General features: G+C 56.2%; 12 protein-coding genes, 1 tRNA gene and 1 pseudogene. 5 read left to right on the top strand and 9 right to left on the bottom strand.

The annotated features are described in order from the left end of the window. The 9 genes and pseudogenes from AB1724_17695 to AB1724_17735 form a co-directional block, all read right to left on the bottom strand. The coding region (locus AB1724_17695) for an Ig-like domain-containing protein (GenBank protein ID MEW6079645.1) at nucleotides 1–3838 on the bottom strand (3838 nt) is incomplete at its 3' end. A gap of 400 nt (nucleotides 3839–4238) precedes the next feature. Further along, the gene (locus AB1724_17700; protein ID MEW6079646.1) at nucleotides 4239–4445 is read right to left on the bottom strand and encodes a hypothetical protein; all 207 of its coding nucleotides are present in this window, start codon (nucleotides 4443–4445) and stop codon (nucleotides 4239–4241) included. Beyond that, a complete protein-coding gene (locus AB1724_17705) occupies nucleotides 4442–4849 on the bottom strand; it encodes a hypothetical protein (GenBank protein MEW6079647.1) in 408 nt (135 codons plus the stop codon). The genes AB1724_17700 and AB1724_17705 overlap by 4 nt, the downstream gene beginning before the upstream one ends. Further along, a complete protein-coding gene (locus AB1724_17710) occupies nucleotides 4821–6215 on the bottom strand; it encodes a sigma-54 dependent transcriptional regulator (protein MEW6079648.1) in 1395 nt (464 codons plus the stop codon). The genes AB1724_17705 and AB1724_17710 overlap by 29 nt, the downstream gene beginning before the upstream one ends. Further along, nucleotides 6212–8047, bottom strand: coding sequence for a PAS domain-containing sensor histidine kinase (locus AB1724_17715; protein MEW6079649.1), 1836 nt, complete (start codon nucleotides 8045–8047; stop codon nucleotides 6212–6214). Before AB1724_17715 ends, AB1724_17710 begins: the two co-directional genes overlap by 4 nt. A gap of 37 nt (nucleotides 8048–8084) precedes the next feature. Beyond that, nucleotides 8085–8231 (bottom strand): annotated as a pseudogene (locus AB1724_17720) (transposase). 175 nt (nucleotides 8232–8406) lie between these two features. Then, nucleotides 8407–10140: a YcaO-like family protein gene (locus tag AB1724_17725; protein MEW6079650.1), complete on the bottom strand. Its 1734-nt coding sequence runs from the start codon at nucleotides 10138–10140 to the stop codon at nucleotides 8407–8409. 20 nt (nucleotides 10141–10160) lie between these two features. Continuing rightward, entirely contained in the window at nucleotides 10161–11066 is a 906-nt protein-coding gene (locus AB1724_17730) for a diguanylate cyclase (GenBank protein MEW6079651.1), read from the bottom strand. Between the two features lie 290 nt (nucleotides 11067–11356). Continuing rightward, a tRNA-Leu gene (locus tag AB1724_17735) sits at nucleotides 11357–11443 on the bottom strand. 133 nt (nucleotides 11444–11576) lie between these two features. Here AB1724_17735 and AB1724_17740 point away from each other — a divergent pair. Genes AB1724_17740 through AB1724_17760 form a run of 5 tightly spaced genes read left to right on the top strand, consistent with a single transcriptional unit; the run spans nucleotide 11577 to nucleotide 16363 of the window. Beyond that, entirely contained in the window at nucleotides 11577–12506 is a 930-nt protein-coding gene (locus AB1724_17740) for a bifunctional riboflavin kinase/FAD synthetase (GenBank protein ID MEW6079652.1), read from the top strand. Nucleotides 12507–12519: 13 nt separating this feature from the next. Continuing rightward, nucleotides 12520–13029, top strand: coding sequence for a peptide deformylase (gene def / locus AB1724_17745; GenBank protein MEW6079653.1), 510 nt, complete (start codon nucleotides 12520–12522; stop codon nucleotides 13027–13029). Continuing rightward, nucleotides 13026–13994 (top strand): methionyl-tRNA formyltransferase, encoded by a 969-nt coding sequence (fmt, locus tag AB1724_17750; protein ID MEW6079654.1) that lies wholly within the window; start codon nucleotides 13026–13028, stop codon nucleotides 13992–13994. The genes def and fmt overlap by 4 nt, the downstream gene beginning before the upstream one ends. A gap of 45 nt (nucleotides 13995–14039) precedes the next feature. Continuing rightward, nucleotides 14040–15401 (top strand): 16S rRNA (cytosine(967)-C(5))-methyltransferase RsmB, encoded by a 1362-nt coding sequence (gene rsmB, locus AB1724_17755; GenBank protein MEW6079655.1) that lies wholly within the window; start codon nucleotides 14040–14042, stop codon nucleotides 15399–15401. Next, a complete protein-coding gene (locus tag AB1724_17760; GenBank protein MEW6079656.1) occupies nucleotides 15398–16363 on the top strand; it encodes a PASTA domain-containing protein in 966 nt (321 codons plus the stop codon). The genes rsmB and AB1724_17760 overlap by 4 nt, the downstream gene beginning before the upstream one ends. The last annotated feature ends 3 nt before the right edge of the window (nucleotides 16364–16366 follow it).

Genomic DNA, 16366 nt, shown 5'->3' on the forward strand with positions numbered 1-16366 from the left:
CGGTCAGCTTGGACCAGACGTTGCCGCCGTCACCGGACGGGGTGTCGTTGCCGGAGACATCGCCGTTTAGCACCGTGTCCTCGGTGGTGGTATAGCTGTCGTCCGCCGCCACCGGCGCGTCATCGGCCGGGTCGACGGTGATGCTGACCGTGGCGTCGTCGCAGTCGCCGTCGGTGTCGCAGACCTGGTAGGTGAAACTGTCGGCGCCGCTGTAGTTGGCGGTCGGGGTGTAGGTGAAGGTGCCGTCGGCGTTGACCGTGACCGTGCCGTGGGCCGGGTCGGTCAGCTTGGACCAGACGTTGCCGCCGTCACCGGACGGGGTGTCGTTGCCGGAGACATCGCCGTTTAGCACCGTGTCCTCGGTGGTGGTATAGCTGTCGTCCGCCGCCACCGGCGCGTCATCGGCTTTATTTATGGTCAGGCTGTCGGGAGATGAAGTCGTTCCTTCTGCCGTAGCCGTGGCCGTATTGGTCACGGAGCCGGCCGCCACATCAGCGGCTGTTACCGTATATGTCGCCGTGCAGATGATGCTTTCACCTGGGTCCAGATAGTTATCATTGTCTCCGACGGTGTCGACGTCCGGACAACTTTCGTCCGCCGCCTTGTCGTCATCGATGGTCACAGGGCCTTCCAGAGCCGCGAAACCAGTGTTGGAAACGGTAAAGCTGTAGTCCAGCACATCGCCGGCGGAGCTATAAGAGGCATCGGTCGAGGTTTTGCTGATGGTCAGGGCGGTAGTGGCATACTCGGCGGAGGAGTCCGCGGAGTCTTTGGTGCCGGTGGCATGGGTGCCCGTGGCGTGGGCTGTATTGACGAGCGTGTCCTGATCCGCCGTTACCGGCCCATAAACGCAGCTGGCTTCATCACCGACGGCCAGGGGAAGCGATGCGCTGTAATCGCAACCGGGCGCATACTGGTCATCGGTGATGCTGATGCCGGTAAACGGAACATCGCCGCTGTTGTAAACCTTGAACCGGTAGTAAACATTACCGGTCGCCACCACGGGAGTGTATGCAGACCACGGGCCGCCAATATTGGTGGAAATCTGCTTTGTCAGATCGATCAGCGGGGTCCGGTCGACGACAATTAATTCAGTGGAGGAAATGGCGCTGGCACCGCCTTCGGTGGAGGTGGCGAAGGTCGAGTTGGTCTTGGTGCCCGCCGACGTACCGGTGACGTCCACGGAGAACGTGCAGGACGCACCGGGCGCCAGGGAGGCATTGCTCAGGCTGATCACGTTCGTTGCGGACACGGCGGTAATGGTCCCGGCCCCGCACCCGCCCGTCAAACCGTTGGGCGTGGCCACCACCACCCCGGCCGGCAGATTGTCGGTGAAATCGATCCCGTTTAACGTCGTGCCTGAATTGGGATTGGAAATCGTGAAGGTCAATGTCGATGATTCGTTGGTATAAATCGAGCCGGGCGAAAACGATTTTGAAAATTCCGGCGGCGCGACCACGGTGAGAGTGTCGGTGGCATATCCGCCGGCACCCGTGTTGGTGCCGCTCTCCGTGGAACTGACGTTGCCGCTGACGTTCGTGTACGAACCGGCCTCCGCGCCGGTCACGGTGACGTCGATGGTGCAGCTGCCGCTGGCGGCCAGGAAGGCGCCGGTCACTTCAATTGTTCCGGTCGCCGCCGTGGTGGTCAGCGTACCGCCGCCGCACGCCGCCGATGAGCCGTCCGCCACGGTCAGTCCTGCCGGCAACACGTCCGTGAAGGCGATGCCGCTCAAGGCCGATCCGGCGTTAGGGTTGGTAATGGTGAATCGCAGGGTGGAAGTTCCGTCCTGGGCGATGGGGTCCGTCAGGAATGACTTGGTAATCGCGGGCGGGTTGGGGTTGACGCAGCCGGTGATGGATATATCGTCAAGATAGGCCGTCGCGTTCTTGTTGGCGCCCGTGCCGAGATACGTGACCCTGAACCGGGTTCTGGTTGTGCCGGATGTCGCCGCCTTCCGGCTGTAAGTAAACCAGCTGGCTTTATCCGTCTGAAAAGCCGTTCCGGCGTTGAACGCGCCGTTATCCGCTTTTTCATAAACATAGACATAGTTGTTGGCGTTGGCGCCCCAGTCGCCGTTACCGCCCAGATAAACTTTAAAGGATATGGTTACTCCATTGTACTGATTCGCAGGATACTGCACCTCGATATCAAAGTAAGGCAGGGTCAGCGTGTTGGGATCGGGAGGAGTTGCCGTGCCGGAGGTCCCGGTGGGATTATTCCAGGTGGAAGCCCAGGCGTTGGTTCCGCCTCCGCCGGCCGGAGCCGCGACGATGGACCAGGCGCCTGCCGCCGAATCAACCGCCGTGGCGGTGACGCCGGAGGCCTGGGTCGTGTAGGGCGGCGGCGGGCCGCCGCTGCCCTGCCCTGCCAGCGGCATGGTCCAGGTAGCGATGCTCACCGGGCTGGCGCAGTTGGCGGGGGGCGGCGGGGCCGTGCTGACGTACAGCGTGGCGCTGCCGGTATTGCCGGTATCCGTTGTGCCGTCAATATAGAGGTTATCGGTGGTGTTCAGGTATGACGCGGCGGTGGAATCAGCCGTTATGTTCACCTGGATGGTGCCGGAACTGTTCGGGGCCAGCGTGCCGTCCAGGAAATAAACCGTTGTTTCACCGCCGGCCAGCGCTGTCTTGGCCGGCGTGGTGGAGGAAAGAAAAGCCCCGGCGCCCAGGCCGGTGATGGTAACGCCGGGCGTTCCGGCCACCGCCATACCGGACGGAAAAGCATCTGAAAAATTGATGCCGGTAATCGTTGCCGGCGTGGGATTGGTGATGGTGATGGTCATGACCGATGTACCGCCCGCAGCAATCGTTGTCGGCGCAAAGGCCTTGTCAATCGTAACGGATGAAGGGCCATAAACCATGGCATAGCGGGCGGATATCCCGTAATCGGCGTTATAATGAAAACTGCTGCCGGAAAAGTCGTGGACAAGGGTGGTCATGGGTTCGGGGTTCACCAGCGGCGCGCCCGGTACGGAAAGAATCCTGACCTGGTAGGTGACGTCAACGGTGCCGCCGTTCTTGCCGTCCCCGCCCACGCAGGAACGGTAGTCCGGACTGTTCGGGTCGTTCTCCCAGCCGCAGGCATCTCCGTAAAGCTTGGGGTTCGGGTTCGACTCCAGGCCTGTTTCCGCCGAGTACTGGGTGCTCACCGACAGGATCTGAAAGATCGTGTTGGGCATGGAAATAAATTCTTCCAGCTGGTTATACCCCTGGGTGGCGGTCGACCCATGGACGACGATCTGGTAATCTTCGCCCACCATTAAGTTCATGGTGCCGCCGTTGGGAATGGAAACCCCGTCCAGTTCCACATCCAGAACTGCATTCCGGGCCTGGGAAATCAGATGCTCGACATACAATTCCCGCGGGGTAGGGGATGATTCGGATATGCCGCCGTCGGCGGTCACGGCCACATGATAACGGCGGGTATTGTCATAGGCGCCGGCGTTGCGGGTGATTTGGGCTTCGAAATAGGCGTCGCTGTAGCTGCCGGCGGCTATCGAGGAAAAACTGATCACCGACAGGGTGCCCGGCCGCAGGTTGATGTAGGGGTCGGGGCTGGGATCGTCGGAATAAAGGTCGTTGGCGTCTTCCCACACAAACGTGGCAGCGACGTTCGTGGCGGCCACATCGCCTGTGTTGGTAATCCGTACGCCCACCGGGAACTTATTGGGGCCGGCGTTGACATCGTTGCTGTCCAGGCCGACGATGTTCCAGGTGATCGGTTCCACGGTCAGAACAGCGGCCGCGTTGGCGGACAGGATTGACAGCAGGGTAATGGCGATAAATGTCAGCACTCCCACTACCGGCCTTGGCAGAAGACATGAGATCTTTCTCATCGGAGATAATCTTTCTTATTTAAATTTATCGGGAAATTGATCTTTTAAAATAGGCAAATCCGTCCGGCATAAAAATACCGGATATGATTAAAATTATTAGCAAGTTGTGTGCCATCAAAAACGGGATGGTTTCCGGTTTACAGTAGGGAGATAATTAACCAATTGAATTTTATTGAATATAAATTTGCATGTTTTTATTGTCCCACTTTGGGAGGGTTAAAACCCTCACCTTTAGGTGACAGTTTTAACGCGTACTGGTATAGTTGAGTCCATGGAAAGTTATCGACATGGATCACACCGTATTCATTTTTGCATTTTACGCTATTATCGGTATGCTGTCCAAAAATCGTTTTTGGACAATAGTGTACCGTATTCATGATCCACCTTCATCTGGTGTGGATCACCCCAGAACGTCCGCGTTGACCGCGGCTTGAGTAAAGGGATGAACGCCCTGATTGTCGGGTTTCATAGCGGCCTGTGTCGGCTGGCTTTTCGTGGCGGGCGCTTCGTCGGCCGCAAGTACCGGAAGCGAGGCATGCGTCATCACAGCGAATACCCCGCAATGATCACAATCTTCCCCATCCATCCATTCGTTTATTTTTTTCATGAAATGATTTCCTTTCGAAGCCGGGTTTCCGGCCATTTTTTATAGACGGGGCAGTCTTGATAGCTGCCTATGCAGTAACGGGCAATTTTCGGAATGTTGCGCCCCGTGACGGTTCGACAGTAGCAGATCTCGAACGGATCGAGCGCGTGCGGGCAGAGGTATTTTGCCACATCGATATCGGGGGGGCTGCTTTTCATTTCCAGCACATGAAGCACAGGCCGTGCCAATATTTGAATCAACTGATATTGCAGATAGATGAAAATATTAAGAGGGTTTGTTGCGGCGGGAATGATGCATACCACTATCTGAAACGGATAGTAAAAATGGATAGTCAAAAACAAAAACAATGACTGAAAACCCAGAGGCGGCCGGTTATTATTCTTTGGCGAGTCCGTGCTTTTCAAGCCGGCGTCGGAAGGTGTTGTAGTTCATTCCCAGCATCGCGGCGGCTTTCATGCGTTTTCCCCCGCAGAATCTCAGGGCCTGTTCGAGTGACCATTTCTCGAGTTGATCCATGCTGCACGGGAAGGGAGGTGGAATAACCGGCGGGTGCTCATCCGTAGCCCTGCGGGCGGGTTTCCGGGCGGGGGTATCCATGACGGAGGCAAAGATGTCCGCCGTGATCGCTTTGTCTGCGTTGAGGGTGGCGCGGCGGATTACGCTTTTGAGCTGGCGGATATTGCCGGGCCAGGCCGCCCTGGTCAGCGCTTCCCGGGCGGCTGTATCCATGGCGGGAACGTCGCGGTCAAGTTCATCGCAGGTCGTTCTTAAAAAAGAAAGCGCCAGAGGGACGATAATGTCGGGGGTTTCCCGAAGCGGAGGGAGCGTGATGGTATAATCGGCCAGGCGATAAAAAAGATCTTCGCGAAATTGTCCTTTGGCGACTTCCTCTTTAAGGTCCCGGTTGCTGGCCGCGATGATGCGCACGTCGCTTTCGGTCTCACGGTTGCTTCCCACCGGCGTAAAGCGTTTGTCTTCCACGAAATGCAGCAGTTTCACCTGCAGGCCTATCGGGCAGGATTCAACGTCGTCCAGAAAGACGGTTCCACCTTGGGCAGCCTCCATCAGGCCGGAGCGCATCTTGTCGGCGCCGGTAAATGCTCCTCTGAGATGGCCGAAAAGTTCGCTTTCCGCAAGCGGCTCGGGGATAGCTCCCATGTGAACCTTGATAAAAGGGCTTTCTCTGCGCGTACTCAGGTTGTGAATAATGCCGGCGAGGCGGGATTTGCCCGTTCCGGTTTCCCCCTGCAATAGAATATTGAAAGAAGTGCGGGCGACTCTCGCGGTCATATCCGCGATGGTTTGCAGGGCCGGGGTTCCTCCCAGCAATTCGGTTACACTTGCGTTCAGTTCGCTGGAAAGATTTTCAATTTCCTGCCGCTGAATTAAAGGCAGAGCGCATTTGTTGACCGCGTCCAGCAAATCTTCGGCATGTACCGGTTTGCGTACAAAAGCGGCAATGCCCAACTCAATGGCCTTTAAAAGATAAGCGGTTTCCGTATAGGCCGTGCAGAGAATGACGGGCGTGCCGGGCGACGTCCGCTTGAGATGTTCCGTCAGGACGATCCCGTCCATGACGGGCATGCGAATATCGCTGATAACGATGTCCGGCTGATGCTGTCCGAATAAATCGACGGCTTCGCGGCCGTTGGCCGCCGGGATGACACGCCGGCAATACAGCTCGAGGAACGCCGCCGTTTCGCGGCGCAGATCCGGTTCGTCCTCAACCAGCAGAATGGTTAAACCATTAAATTTTTTAAGGTCTTTCATGATTCCTCCTCCAGTGGCAGCTCAATTCTGAACGTTGCCCCTTCTTTACGGTGCGTCAGGCTGATGCGCCCTTTGAAGCTTTCCTCGATGATTAAGCGGGAAATATATAAACCGATGCCGCTCCCCCCCTTGTCTTGTCTGGTCGTGAAGTAGGGATTAAATATGAGCTCGACGATTTGATCCGGTATCCCGGTGCCGTTGTCGTGGATGTCCATAACCCATGTATTTTCAGGGGAGAGGAAACAGGACACTTCAATAAGCCCTGCTTCCGGTGCACCGCTAAAGGTGCGCCGATCGAGGATGGCATCCCTGGCATTAATTAAAAGATTCAAGACCACCTGTTTGAATTCATTTTGATAGGCGTTTAAAAAGATATCTGCTTCCTTGGGGCAGGTCATGGTCACGGTGATATTACGGCTGGCAAGTTGATTTTCCAGAAGTCGGATGGCATCTTCAAAGCAGACCCGGGGCTGAAAAGGACTCCTTGTTTTCTCCGTCTGGTAAAAATTGCGAAATTCATCAATGGTATCAGACATATATTCAATCTGCCGCATGGCGTTTATTTTGAAATCATCCATCTGTTGGCCGGTCAGTTCCTGCATGGATCCGGCAGCGGAGATTCTTTGAATCATCATGCCCAACGTGGAGAGAGGCTGACGCCACTGGTGAGCGATCGCACCGATCATATTCCCCATGGCCGCCTGGCGGGAATGTTCGGTGAGCAGGCGTTCCTGGACCATCCGCCTTTTAGTTTCCAATTCGACCCGCTTTTGCAGGTTCTCGTTAAGTTCATGAAGTTGCTCTTCGGCCAGCTTACGCTGGGAGATGTCATTGAAACTTGTAAAGACGTGTTGCTGGCCATTGATCAGGATAATTTCCATGAACAGGAGGACAACAACCCTTTCGCCGTTTTTTGTATGAAATTGATATTCCATCCCTCGTACACGGCCGTTCTTCAACAATACCGCTATGGCAGCGTCGCGATCTTCTTTGTTTTGCCAAAAAGGGAAGTCAAGTGATTTCCTTCCGACAGCTTCTTCACGCTGGTATCCCGTAAGGGCAACAAACCCCTGATTGACATTAATGATGCATCCGTCGGACATCCTGGTGAGTATGATGGCATAGGGAGAGGACTGAAACAGCTTGGAGAATTTTTCTTCCTGGAAACTGATGTCCGCCAACAGACGTTTGTTGACCATCAACACAAAACTATAGGTCAGCAGGATGAAGAGTACCTGGTAGGACAGAAGTATCAATATATCGAAAATGCCCGGTTGAAAGTAACTCCTGTCCTCATGCGGCGTGATGAAAAAATTCACTATCCGGATGGAACTGACCAGGCAGTAAAGAAAGTTCACCGCGCCGACCCCGAAGGCCAGGGATCGCAGGCCTGGCTCGACGCGGTGCCATATGAGCCAAACATATTGGAGGCAGATGAGCAGCAAGGCAGTGGATAGATTGAGATCTCTCACTGACAGATTGGGCTGAACGAAGGTAAAATAGCTGTGGACGAAGATAAAAATGATCACCAAAAAACAGTTGTGAATCTGCGTACCTTGTTTTTCCAGGAAGCGTTCCATGCCCATGAGGCCCAGGATAGCGCCCGAAATGACCAGGGTGTTACTGAAAACCATAGATGTCCAATCCGGTATGACGCCGCGCATGATGACCAGTAGAACGGCCACCACCTGAAAGATGAAGTCAATCATCCAAAACGTTAGGCCTGCAAAACGGGTCCTGTTCTGTCGCCACAGTTGCACGACAATCACTGCACAGACGATGCTTGTGATAAGATGACCGAATAAGATGGTCCGCATATCAAAAAGATTCAAGTTTGATCTCCTTTACTTATTATAGTTCCTTTCCAAATTAGTTGGAGGAAAAGGCCTGCATGACCTTTAATACAAAGTATCTATCATCATGAAAGCCATAGGCCTTTCGCTCAATGACCTTAATCTGATTGTTAACCCCTTCCAGCTTACTGGTATGAATCGGATACCGGTAATGGTTCAGGATTCTGACTTTCTGGCTTTCTTGAACCCCTCTATCCGGACCCTGTCGATCACTTTGTTGAACGCGTGGACCACAGGAAAAAGATCAAAAGTGATTTTTACATGGATGTTGCCAACATTCTGTTATTAATATTTATATTTAAATATTTGACTTGTCTTTCCCCGTCTGGACATCTGTTTTAAAACAGCGCCAAGTAGTTGCGGTAAAGGTCCGGATGTATTCGGGAATAAGCGTCAAAATCGCCCAGCAATTCCATGCCCGGTATGATCGCCCGGACCACCGGCAGATCGATGTCGGACCGGGTCAGATCGACGTAACACGGCCGGTAGTTGTTTTTTAAAAGCAGGGTTTCCACAAGAGCCAGGTCAGCGGCAGGATCTCCGGTGGAATAATCGGGCAGGTTTTCATAACCGACCAGCGTCAGGTCTGCCGGCGCCGGGCGTGTGGCCGGTGCTTCCGGGAAGGGGCAGGTGTTTTCCGTTATGGCGGACAGGATGGCCCGCCGGGCGTCCAGGTGGGCGGCCGCGCCGGTGTGTATTTCGCCGCTTTTCTCCACTGCAAAACAGCGGCAGCAGGGAATACCGCAAGGTGGGGTAATGTCCTGGAACCAGAGATCGATGCCCGCCCGGCGATAGGCTTCAAGCAGGTCGGTTACTTGTGGATCGCGCGCCAGGAGGCGGAAACAGGTGGCCGGGTCAAAGGGCACGGTGGCGGCCTGGTGCCGCTCGGTTATTTCCATGAGGCCGGCCACTTTGGCCTGGGCCGGCGTGTTGCCGGCGGCCAGACCGGTGGAGCCCAGTCCGGAAAACAGGTCGGGTTCATCCAGGTTGCAGAAGAGAAAGAGGCACTGGGCCGGGATCCATATTGGCCGGGTGCCGACTCCTTCCCGGTCCGGTACAGGCGTTTCACCCCTTACCCAGTGCAGGGGCTGGTCCCGGTAGGCCGCTTCCAGGGCCAGACTCGCCGGATCCAGAACATCAGCGGTTCCGGCGCCGTCCTGGTCCGTGCCTTCCCGGATCAACTCGCTGTATGAAGCCCGGCGCAGGGTATATCCGTTGCGATAATTTTCCAGTCCGTGGGCGGACACTGAAGCAAAGGCCGAGCACCGTTCCACGATCTCCATCATCAGGGAAGCCCGGGCCGCGTCCAGGGACAGGCCCCGTCCGAAGGCCGTCTGCTCGCCGCCAAGGGTGTATCGGTTGCGGCCGTTGTCAACGCGGATCGCCATTCGCCAGGTCCGCAGCAGGCCGATGGGGCTCAAACTGGCTTCGTGGCGCATGAGCGGCCCCAGGCTGACGCCGGACCGATCCAGCCGTTCGGCCGCCAGATCGGCCGTGATGCCGGGAGGAACCGGGTTTGACGACGGCCCGCCGGGTTTCGGTAATGAAGCAGCCAGCGCAGCCACCGTAACGGTCGGTGCGGACGACCTTTTCCCAAAAGCCAGCGGCGGCAGGCCGGTTTGATCCGGAGGTGAAAGGGGCTGATGGCGCCGGATGTTTTCCCTGAAAAACGCCGTCCATTGGCAATGAAGGGGCTGATCCGGCTCCAGAACGGAACGCAGATAAATCAGCGGCGTGAGCCGGCTCAAGTCTCGGATCGTATCCGCTGAAACATGTTGCAAAAGATGATCTCGACCCCTGGTCAGCAGCAGATATTCCGCTTCCAGTGCCCGACGGATGATGTTTTCTCCCGCATCCGGCGGATTCAATAACTGCCCGGCCCTGTCCGGCGCCGTCCCGGTGAGGGCCGTTATTACATGCTGGTGGAGATAACTGTCCAATGGCCGCTCTTCCAGCAGCTTTAAGGCGGCCTCCAGGGTCATGCCCCTGTCGTCAGGCGCGACGACAAAAAACCCGGTCTGCTGCCGGGTCGTTTCCTTCTTGAGAATGTAGCCGATTTCCTGGTTTATCAATGCGCGAGCGATCGGTCGGTTTATGCCGCCGGAATAATGACGGCGTCGGGGCCTTTGATTCTGGCGTCTTCAAGGACGCCCCTGATTTTTTTCAGCAGGCTTTCAACGGTTACCTCGTCGCCGGTGGCGCCGATCACGCCCAGGCTGATGGTGATATTCATGGTCTCATTGCCGAAAGTAAACCGGGTGTTCCTGACCAGATCGCGGAGCTGTCCGGCAACCACCTCAGCCCCATGAAGCGTTGTCTCCGGCAGGATGATAGCGAATTCTTCCCCGGCGAACCGGGCAATGGTATCGACCACCCGCAGACGGTTGATAAACAGAGCCGCCAGCTGGATCAGGACACTGTCCCCGGCCTGGGTGCCGAAGGTGTCGTTGGTTTTCTTGAACGCGTCGATGTCGATGATGATCAGAGACAGGGGCCTTTTGTACCGCCGATGGCGATCGATTTCATGTTTCAGCTTGGATTCAAAATACCGGCGGTTTTGGATTTCCGTCAGCTTGTCCTTGGTGTTGATATCCAGAATTTTGGCTTCATAAGCCGCCACTTCCGTGGCATCCTGGATGATCATGTAGATGTACTCGATTTCCTTTTTATCGTTGTATATGGGACCCAGGGTGCAGTTCTGCTGCATGTACTTGAATTCCGGATCAAAATGGTGGACCGGCGTGATGGGAATAAAATAGTTGTGAAGTTTTTGAGACAGGAAGGTGAAATTACCGACGTTGAAGACGGATTTGCAGCTTTTGATAAACCAGTTTTTATTGAGATTGGGAAAGTGATCCGGCAGCGATGAACCGACGATTTCCGCGGCGGTGATCCGGGTGTGCATTTCCAGCCAGCGATTCCATTTCTGGACCTTCAGATCCCTGTCCAGAATGATAATGCCCAGATTCACCATGTCAAACAGTTGCGAGAAGATCATTGATCACCCTCCATGAAATTGGCAAACGCGGTTTTTTCGGCGGATCACGCCGCTTTTCCCCTCGATTCCCCACGAATTTTCAGCGATATAAGTTTAATGACATCCTTATTTAACGCTTTTACATACCATAAAGGTCATCAAACGTCAAACCGTTTGAAAGGGCGAATCCCATGCTGCAAAAAATCCACCCCTAAGGCCGGTATCGCTCCCCGGATCCTTTCAAGAAACGGGATGAAAAAGGGTTTCAAAAAAAAACCGCAGCCTGTAAGCAAGCTGCGGTTATTAATTTGTGGTGCCGAAGGGGAGACTTGAACTCCCACGGGGGAACCCCCACTAGACCCTGAACCTAGCGCGTCTACCAATTCCGCCACTTCGGCCCGTTTTGGACGCCGTCAATTTAATGATTGCGTCTCCGACTGAATTTTTCTATATAAATAGGTTTAAGTGGTCTGTCAAGACCTAATGTTCAACAATGAAATATTTACATAAGCGAGGTTGTCAGAGCGGAAAATGCAACGGGTAGAAGGGCTGGAAAACATCAACGGGCCGTATAAGAACGCGGTCGTCACCATCGGCAATTTCGACGGGGTGCACAAAGGCCACCAGGCCTTGTTCGGGATCGTGCGGGCAACGGCCGGCCGGATCGGCGGCACCTCGGTGGTCATCACATTTGAACCTCATCCCGCCCGGGTGGTCGGCGGTAACGGTCGCCTGCCGCTGATTACCATGTATGAGCAGAAAATTGAACTGATTGCCGCCTGCGGGATGGATGTATGCCTCTGCATCCCCTTTACCAGGGAGTTCGCCGAGATACCGGCCGGTGAATTTGTCGATGATATCCTCATCGGCCGGCTCGGCATGAAAGTGATTGTGGTGGGGAAGGATTACGCCTTTGGTAAGGGCAGGGAGGGGAATGTCGCCTTTCTGCGGGACTGTGCCGCCCGCCGCGGCTTTGAGGTGATCTGCGCGGAGGAGGTACCTTCCGCCGACGGTCTGCCGCGGATCAGCAGCACCGTCATCCGGGAGACCGTGGGCCGCGGGGACATGGAGTCGGCCTATCAGCTGCTGGGCCGTTATTACCAGATCCGGGGGAAGGTGGTCGCGGGCCGCGACCGCGGCGGGAAAAGCCTGGGTTTCCCCACGGCCAACCTGGAACTGGCCGATGAACTGTGCCCGCCTTCCGGGGTTTATGCCGTTTATGTCCATTACCGGTCGGAACGATTTGCCGGCGTGGCCAATATCGGTTACAGCCCTACCTTTGATGATCATATTTTTACGGTGGAAGTTCATATTCTGGATTTTGACCGGCAGATCAGGGGAGAGAACATTCGGGTCGATTTCGTGAAACGGTTAAGAGAAGAGAAGAAGTTTTCCGGAATCGACGAATTAAAACTGCAGATTCAAAAGGATATCGATCTATCCAGAAGCCTGTTGCGGTAGCAAGGAGAGAATCATGTCGATGCTTCAGATTTTTACCTACCCGGCGGATATCTTGAGAAAAGGGGCCGAACCGGTGGAGCGGGTCGATGCGGAACTGCAGCAGTTGATCGAGAGCATGGCCGATACCATGTATGCCAATGCCGGCGTTGGCCTGGCCGCGGTGCAGGTGGGCAGCGACCGGCAGGTGATTATTTATGATGTTTCCGAAGACAGGGACAAGCGTCTTTACAAAGCGCTGCTCAATCCGCGGATCGTGTCCGCGGAAGGGGAATTTCTATCGGAACAGGAAGGATGCCTGAGCGTGCCTGAACTGCGGGTGGATGTCAACCGGTCCGCCTGCGTTCAGGTCGAGGCCCTCGACCGGGAGGGCAATCCCGTCCGGGTGGATGCCGAAGACCTGGAGGCGGTCGTCCTGCAGCACGAGATCGATCACTTAAAAGGCGTGCTGATTCTGGACAAGGCCAGTCGCCTGAAGCGGCAGCTTTACAAGAGAAAGTGCGAAAAAAAGGCCCGGACGGTATGACGGAGAAGTCTCGTATCCTGTTTATCGGCACCTCGGCCTATGCCGTTCCCGGTTTGGAGGCACTGGCCGGCGAAGGCTATGATATCCCGCTGGTGATCACCCAGCCCGATAAGCCCAGCGGACGGGGCCGCAAACTGACGCCCCCGCCGGTAAAAATAGCCGCCCGGAGGCTGGGAATCCCGGTGCTTCAGCCGGCATCCGTCCGGGATGAGGCGTTTATCAGGGAGATGGCCGGCTGGAACCCTGACCTGCTGGTGGTGGTGTCCTTCGGCCGGATTCTGCCCAAAGCCCTGCTTGACATCCCCCGGCTCGGGGCCGTCAATATTCATCCATCGCTTCTGCCCGCCTACCGGGGGCCGTCACCCATCCAGTGGGCCGTCGTCAATATGGAGACGGTTACCGGCGTGACCAGTATTTATATGGATGAAGGGATGGATTCCGGCGACATGATCGCTTCGGTGAAAACCGATATTGATCCCGGGGAAACCGCCGGTGAGCTGCATGACCGGCTGGCGGTGATCGGTTCGGACTTGCTGAAGCAGACCATCCGGATGGTGGCGGCGGGGCAGGCCCGGAGAACGCCCCAGGACCATTCCCGGGCGACCTTTGCGCCCCTCTTGACCAAGAGCCACGGCCGGATCGACTGGTCCCGGCCGGCACGGGAACTGGTGGCGTTTATCCACGGCATGACCCCCTGGCCCGGCGCGTATACCTTTTTAAACGACAGGCGGTACCGGATATTGAGGGCCGAAACGGCCGCGACCAGCGACAGCGGGCCTCCCGGAACGGTGCTGCGGAGTTTCCCCGGAGAGCTCCGTGTTGCCGCCGGCGACGGGGTGCTGTCGGTGCTGAAAATCCAGAGCCAGTCCGGAAAAGCGTTGCCGGTCGCCGATTTTTTGAGAGGCTTTCCCATTGCGGCAGGATCGGTTTTTTTACAGAAGGCCATTGAACCCTCGGCCCCTTGAACCCTTTAGCCTTTTTCCCGCGAAAACGGAAAAGAATCTGATGCCATGAAATCCGATCCGCGCCAGACGGCCATAACCGTTCTCAACTCGCTGGAAACCGGGAGAAATACCCTGGACGATATTGTCCGAACCGCGCTGAACCGGACAGCGCTGCCGGAAAAACGGGACCGGGCACTGGCCACCACTCTGGTATACGGGGTACTGCGCCAGCGAATGGCCCTGGACTGGGTGATCCAGCGGCTTTCCGCCACCGCCTTTGAAAAAATCGATCCGGTTGTGCGCACGATTCTCCGGGTAGGACTTTACCAGATTCTGTATCTGGACCGGATTCCCGCTTATGCCGCGGTGAACGCCGCCGTCAGTTTTGTCAAAACCACGGCGTCTCCGCACGCGGCCGGATTTGTTAATGGCGTTCTGCGGGCCGCGGTCCGCCAGCACGACCGTCTGGCCTGGCCGGATCGGGCAACCGATCCGGTTGTGTGGCTGTCAATCACCCGGTCGTTTCCGGAATGGATGGTGCGACGGTGGGTCGACCGGTACGGACTGGAAAACACCGTGCAGTATTGTGACGGCGCCAACCGTATCCCTCCTATTACCGTACGGGTGAACACGTTGAAAACCGGATATGCCAGGCTCAGGGAAGTTTTAACCGGTGAGGCGGAGCGGATCGAGGACGGCCGCTATTCACCGGACGCCATATCTTTTTATTCTCCGCGGGGATCGGTGGATGAAATGGAAAGCTTTCAGAACGGCTGGTTTCAGGTCCAGGACGAATCCGCCCAACTGGTCTGCCGATGGCTGAATCCGCAACCCGGGGAGCGGATCCTGGACGCCTGCGCCGGCCTGGGAGGGAAGACCGGGTACCTGGCGCAGTTGATGAAAAACCGGGGCCGGGTGACGGCGGCCGATGTCGACGCGAAAAAACTGCAGGCGCTGGTCATGGAAATGAAGCGTCTGGGCGTGTCTATCGTGGAAACCCGGCGGATCAACTGGCTGGCGGAGACCGCCCGGGAAGAAAGTGAAAAATTCGATCGCGTCCTGGCCGACTGTCCCTGTTCCGGGATGGGCGTTCTGCGTCGTAACCCGGATATCAAATGGTCGGCTACACCTGAACGGTTGAGACGTCATCGGCGGAATCAGGTCCGGTTATTATCGGCTCTGGCCGACCATGTCCGCCCCGGCGGCCGGCTGCTCTATGTGGTCTGCAGCACGGAGCCCGAAGAAAATGAAGCGGTCGTCGAACGCTTTTTAAACGACCGGAAGGATTTTCATATTGATCCGGCGTCGGCCGATACGGAAGTCGGTTTACAGCAATTTATCAATGACCGGAGTTATTTTAAAACATCGGTTTACCCCCATGACCTGGACGGGTTTTTCGGGGCGCGGTTGAAAAAGAAACGATCATGATGCGGATTATCAGACTGATTCTGACGGCCATCCTGTTTACGCTGGTTATCGCGTTCAGCGCTTATTTTACAATCGTCCTGCTTATCGAAGGCGAGGAGACGGTGGTCGTCCCCGACCTGGTCGGCAAGGACGTGGTCTATTGCCTGGAGTTGCTGACGGACCTGGGGCTGGATATAAAAGTCAAGGATTCGCAATACAGCGACACGGTTCCCAAACACCATGTCATCGATCAATATCCCGAACCCGGCCAGGAAGTAAAAAAAGGGCGGGATATTAACCTGTTCCTTTCCAAGGGGGAACAATATCTGCAACTGCCGGACCTCAAAGGCGTCGTCCAGGAGGAGGCGCGTTCCATTCTGGAGGCCAACGGGCTGCATCCGGGAATCGTTTCTCTGACGTATCACGACCGCCTGGGGCAGAACCGGGTGGTTGCCCAGGAACCTCAGGCCGGCCAAATGGTGCCCCGGACCTCGACCGTCAATCTGCTGGTCAGCCTGGGGCCCCGGCCGACGGCCTATATCATGCCTGACCTGAACGGGGTACCTTATTCATCGGCGGTACTCCTGCTGGGAGAAGCCGGGCTGGCCATCGGCGATGTCTCCTTGGCCGTTGATGATCAGCTGCCCCGGAACGCGGTCATCAGCCATGATCCGGAGCCCGGGGCCCGGGTGGCGGAAGGGGCGCGGGTGAATCTGACCATTAACCGGCCGCTGGAGAACGAACCCTCTCCGTTTTTGTCCGGCGGCGGCGCCAATCTTTTCCGGTATAGACTTGAAAACGGGTTTGTGAACAGGCATATTAAAGTCATATTGCACTGCTACGGTCTGTCCCTGCCTATTATCGACGGTCTGATGAAACCGGGCGAGGAAGTATGGGTAGTGGTGCCGTCCCAGAGGGACGCCACGGTTTTTGTTTACAGGGACTCGGAACTGATCATAACGGAAGTTTTCAGCGGCGGATAAGGA

Source organism: Thermodesulfobacteriota bacterium (genome assembly GCA_040753795.1).
GTDB lineage: Bacteria > Desulfobacterota > Desulfobacteria > Desulfobacterales > Desulfosudaceae > JBFMDX01.

Coding starts and splice junctions, on each gene's coding strand:
- AB1724_17700 (MEW6079646.1), bottom strand. CDS start 4,445: ATGAAAAAAATAAACGAATGGATGGATGGGGAAGATTGTGATCATTGC.
- AB1724_17710 (MEW6079648.1), bottom strand. CDS start 6,215: ATGAAAGACCTTAAAAAATTTAATGGTTTAACCATTCTGCTGGTTGAG.
- AB1724_17730 (MEW6079651.1), bottom strand. CDS start 11,066: ATGATCTTCTCGCAACTGTTTGACATGGTGAATCTGGGCATTATCATT.
- AB1724_17740 (MEW6079652.1), top strand. CDS start 11,577: ATGCAACGGGTAGAAGGGCTGGAAAACATCAACGGGCCGTATAAGAAC.
- def (MEW6079653.1), top strand. CDS start 12,520: ATGTCGATGCTTCAGATTTTTACCTACCCGGCGGATATCTTGAGAAAA.
- fmt (MEW6079654.1), top strand. CDS start 13,026: ATGACGGAGAAGTCTCGTATCCTGTTTATCGGCACCTCGGCCTATGCC.
- rsmB (MEW6079655.1), top strand. CDS start 14,040: ATGAAATCCGATCCGCGCCAGACGGCCATAACCGTTCTCAACTCGCTG.
- AB1724_17760 (MEW6079656.1), top strand. CDS start 15,398: ATGATGCGGATTATCAGACTGATTCTGACGGCCATCCTGTTTACGCTG.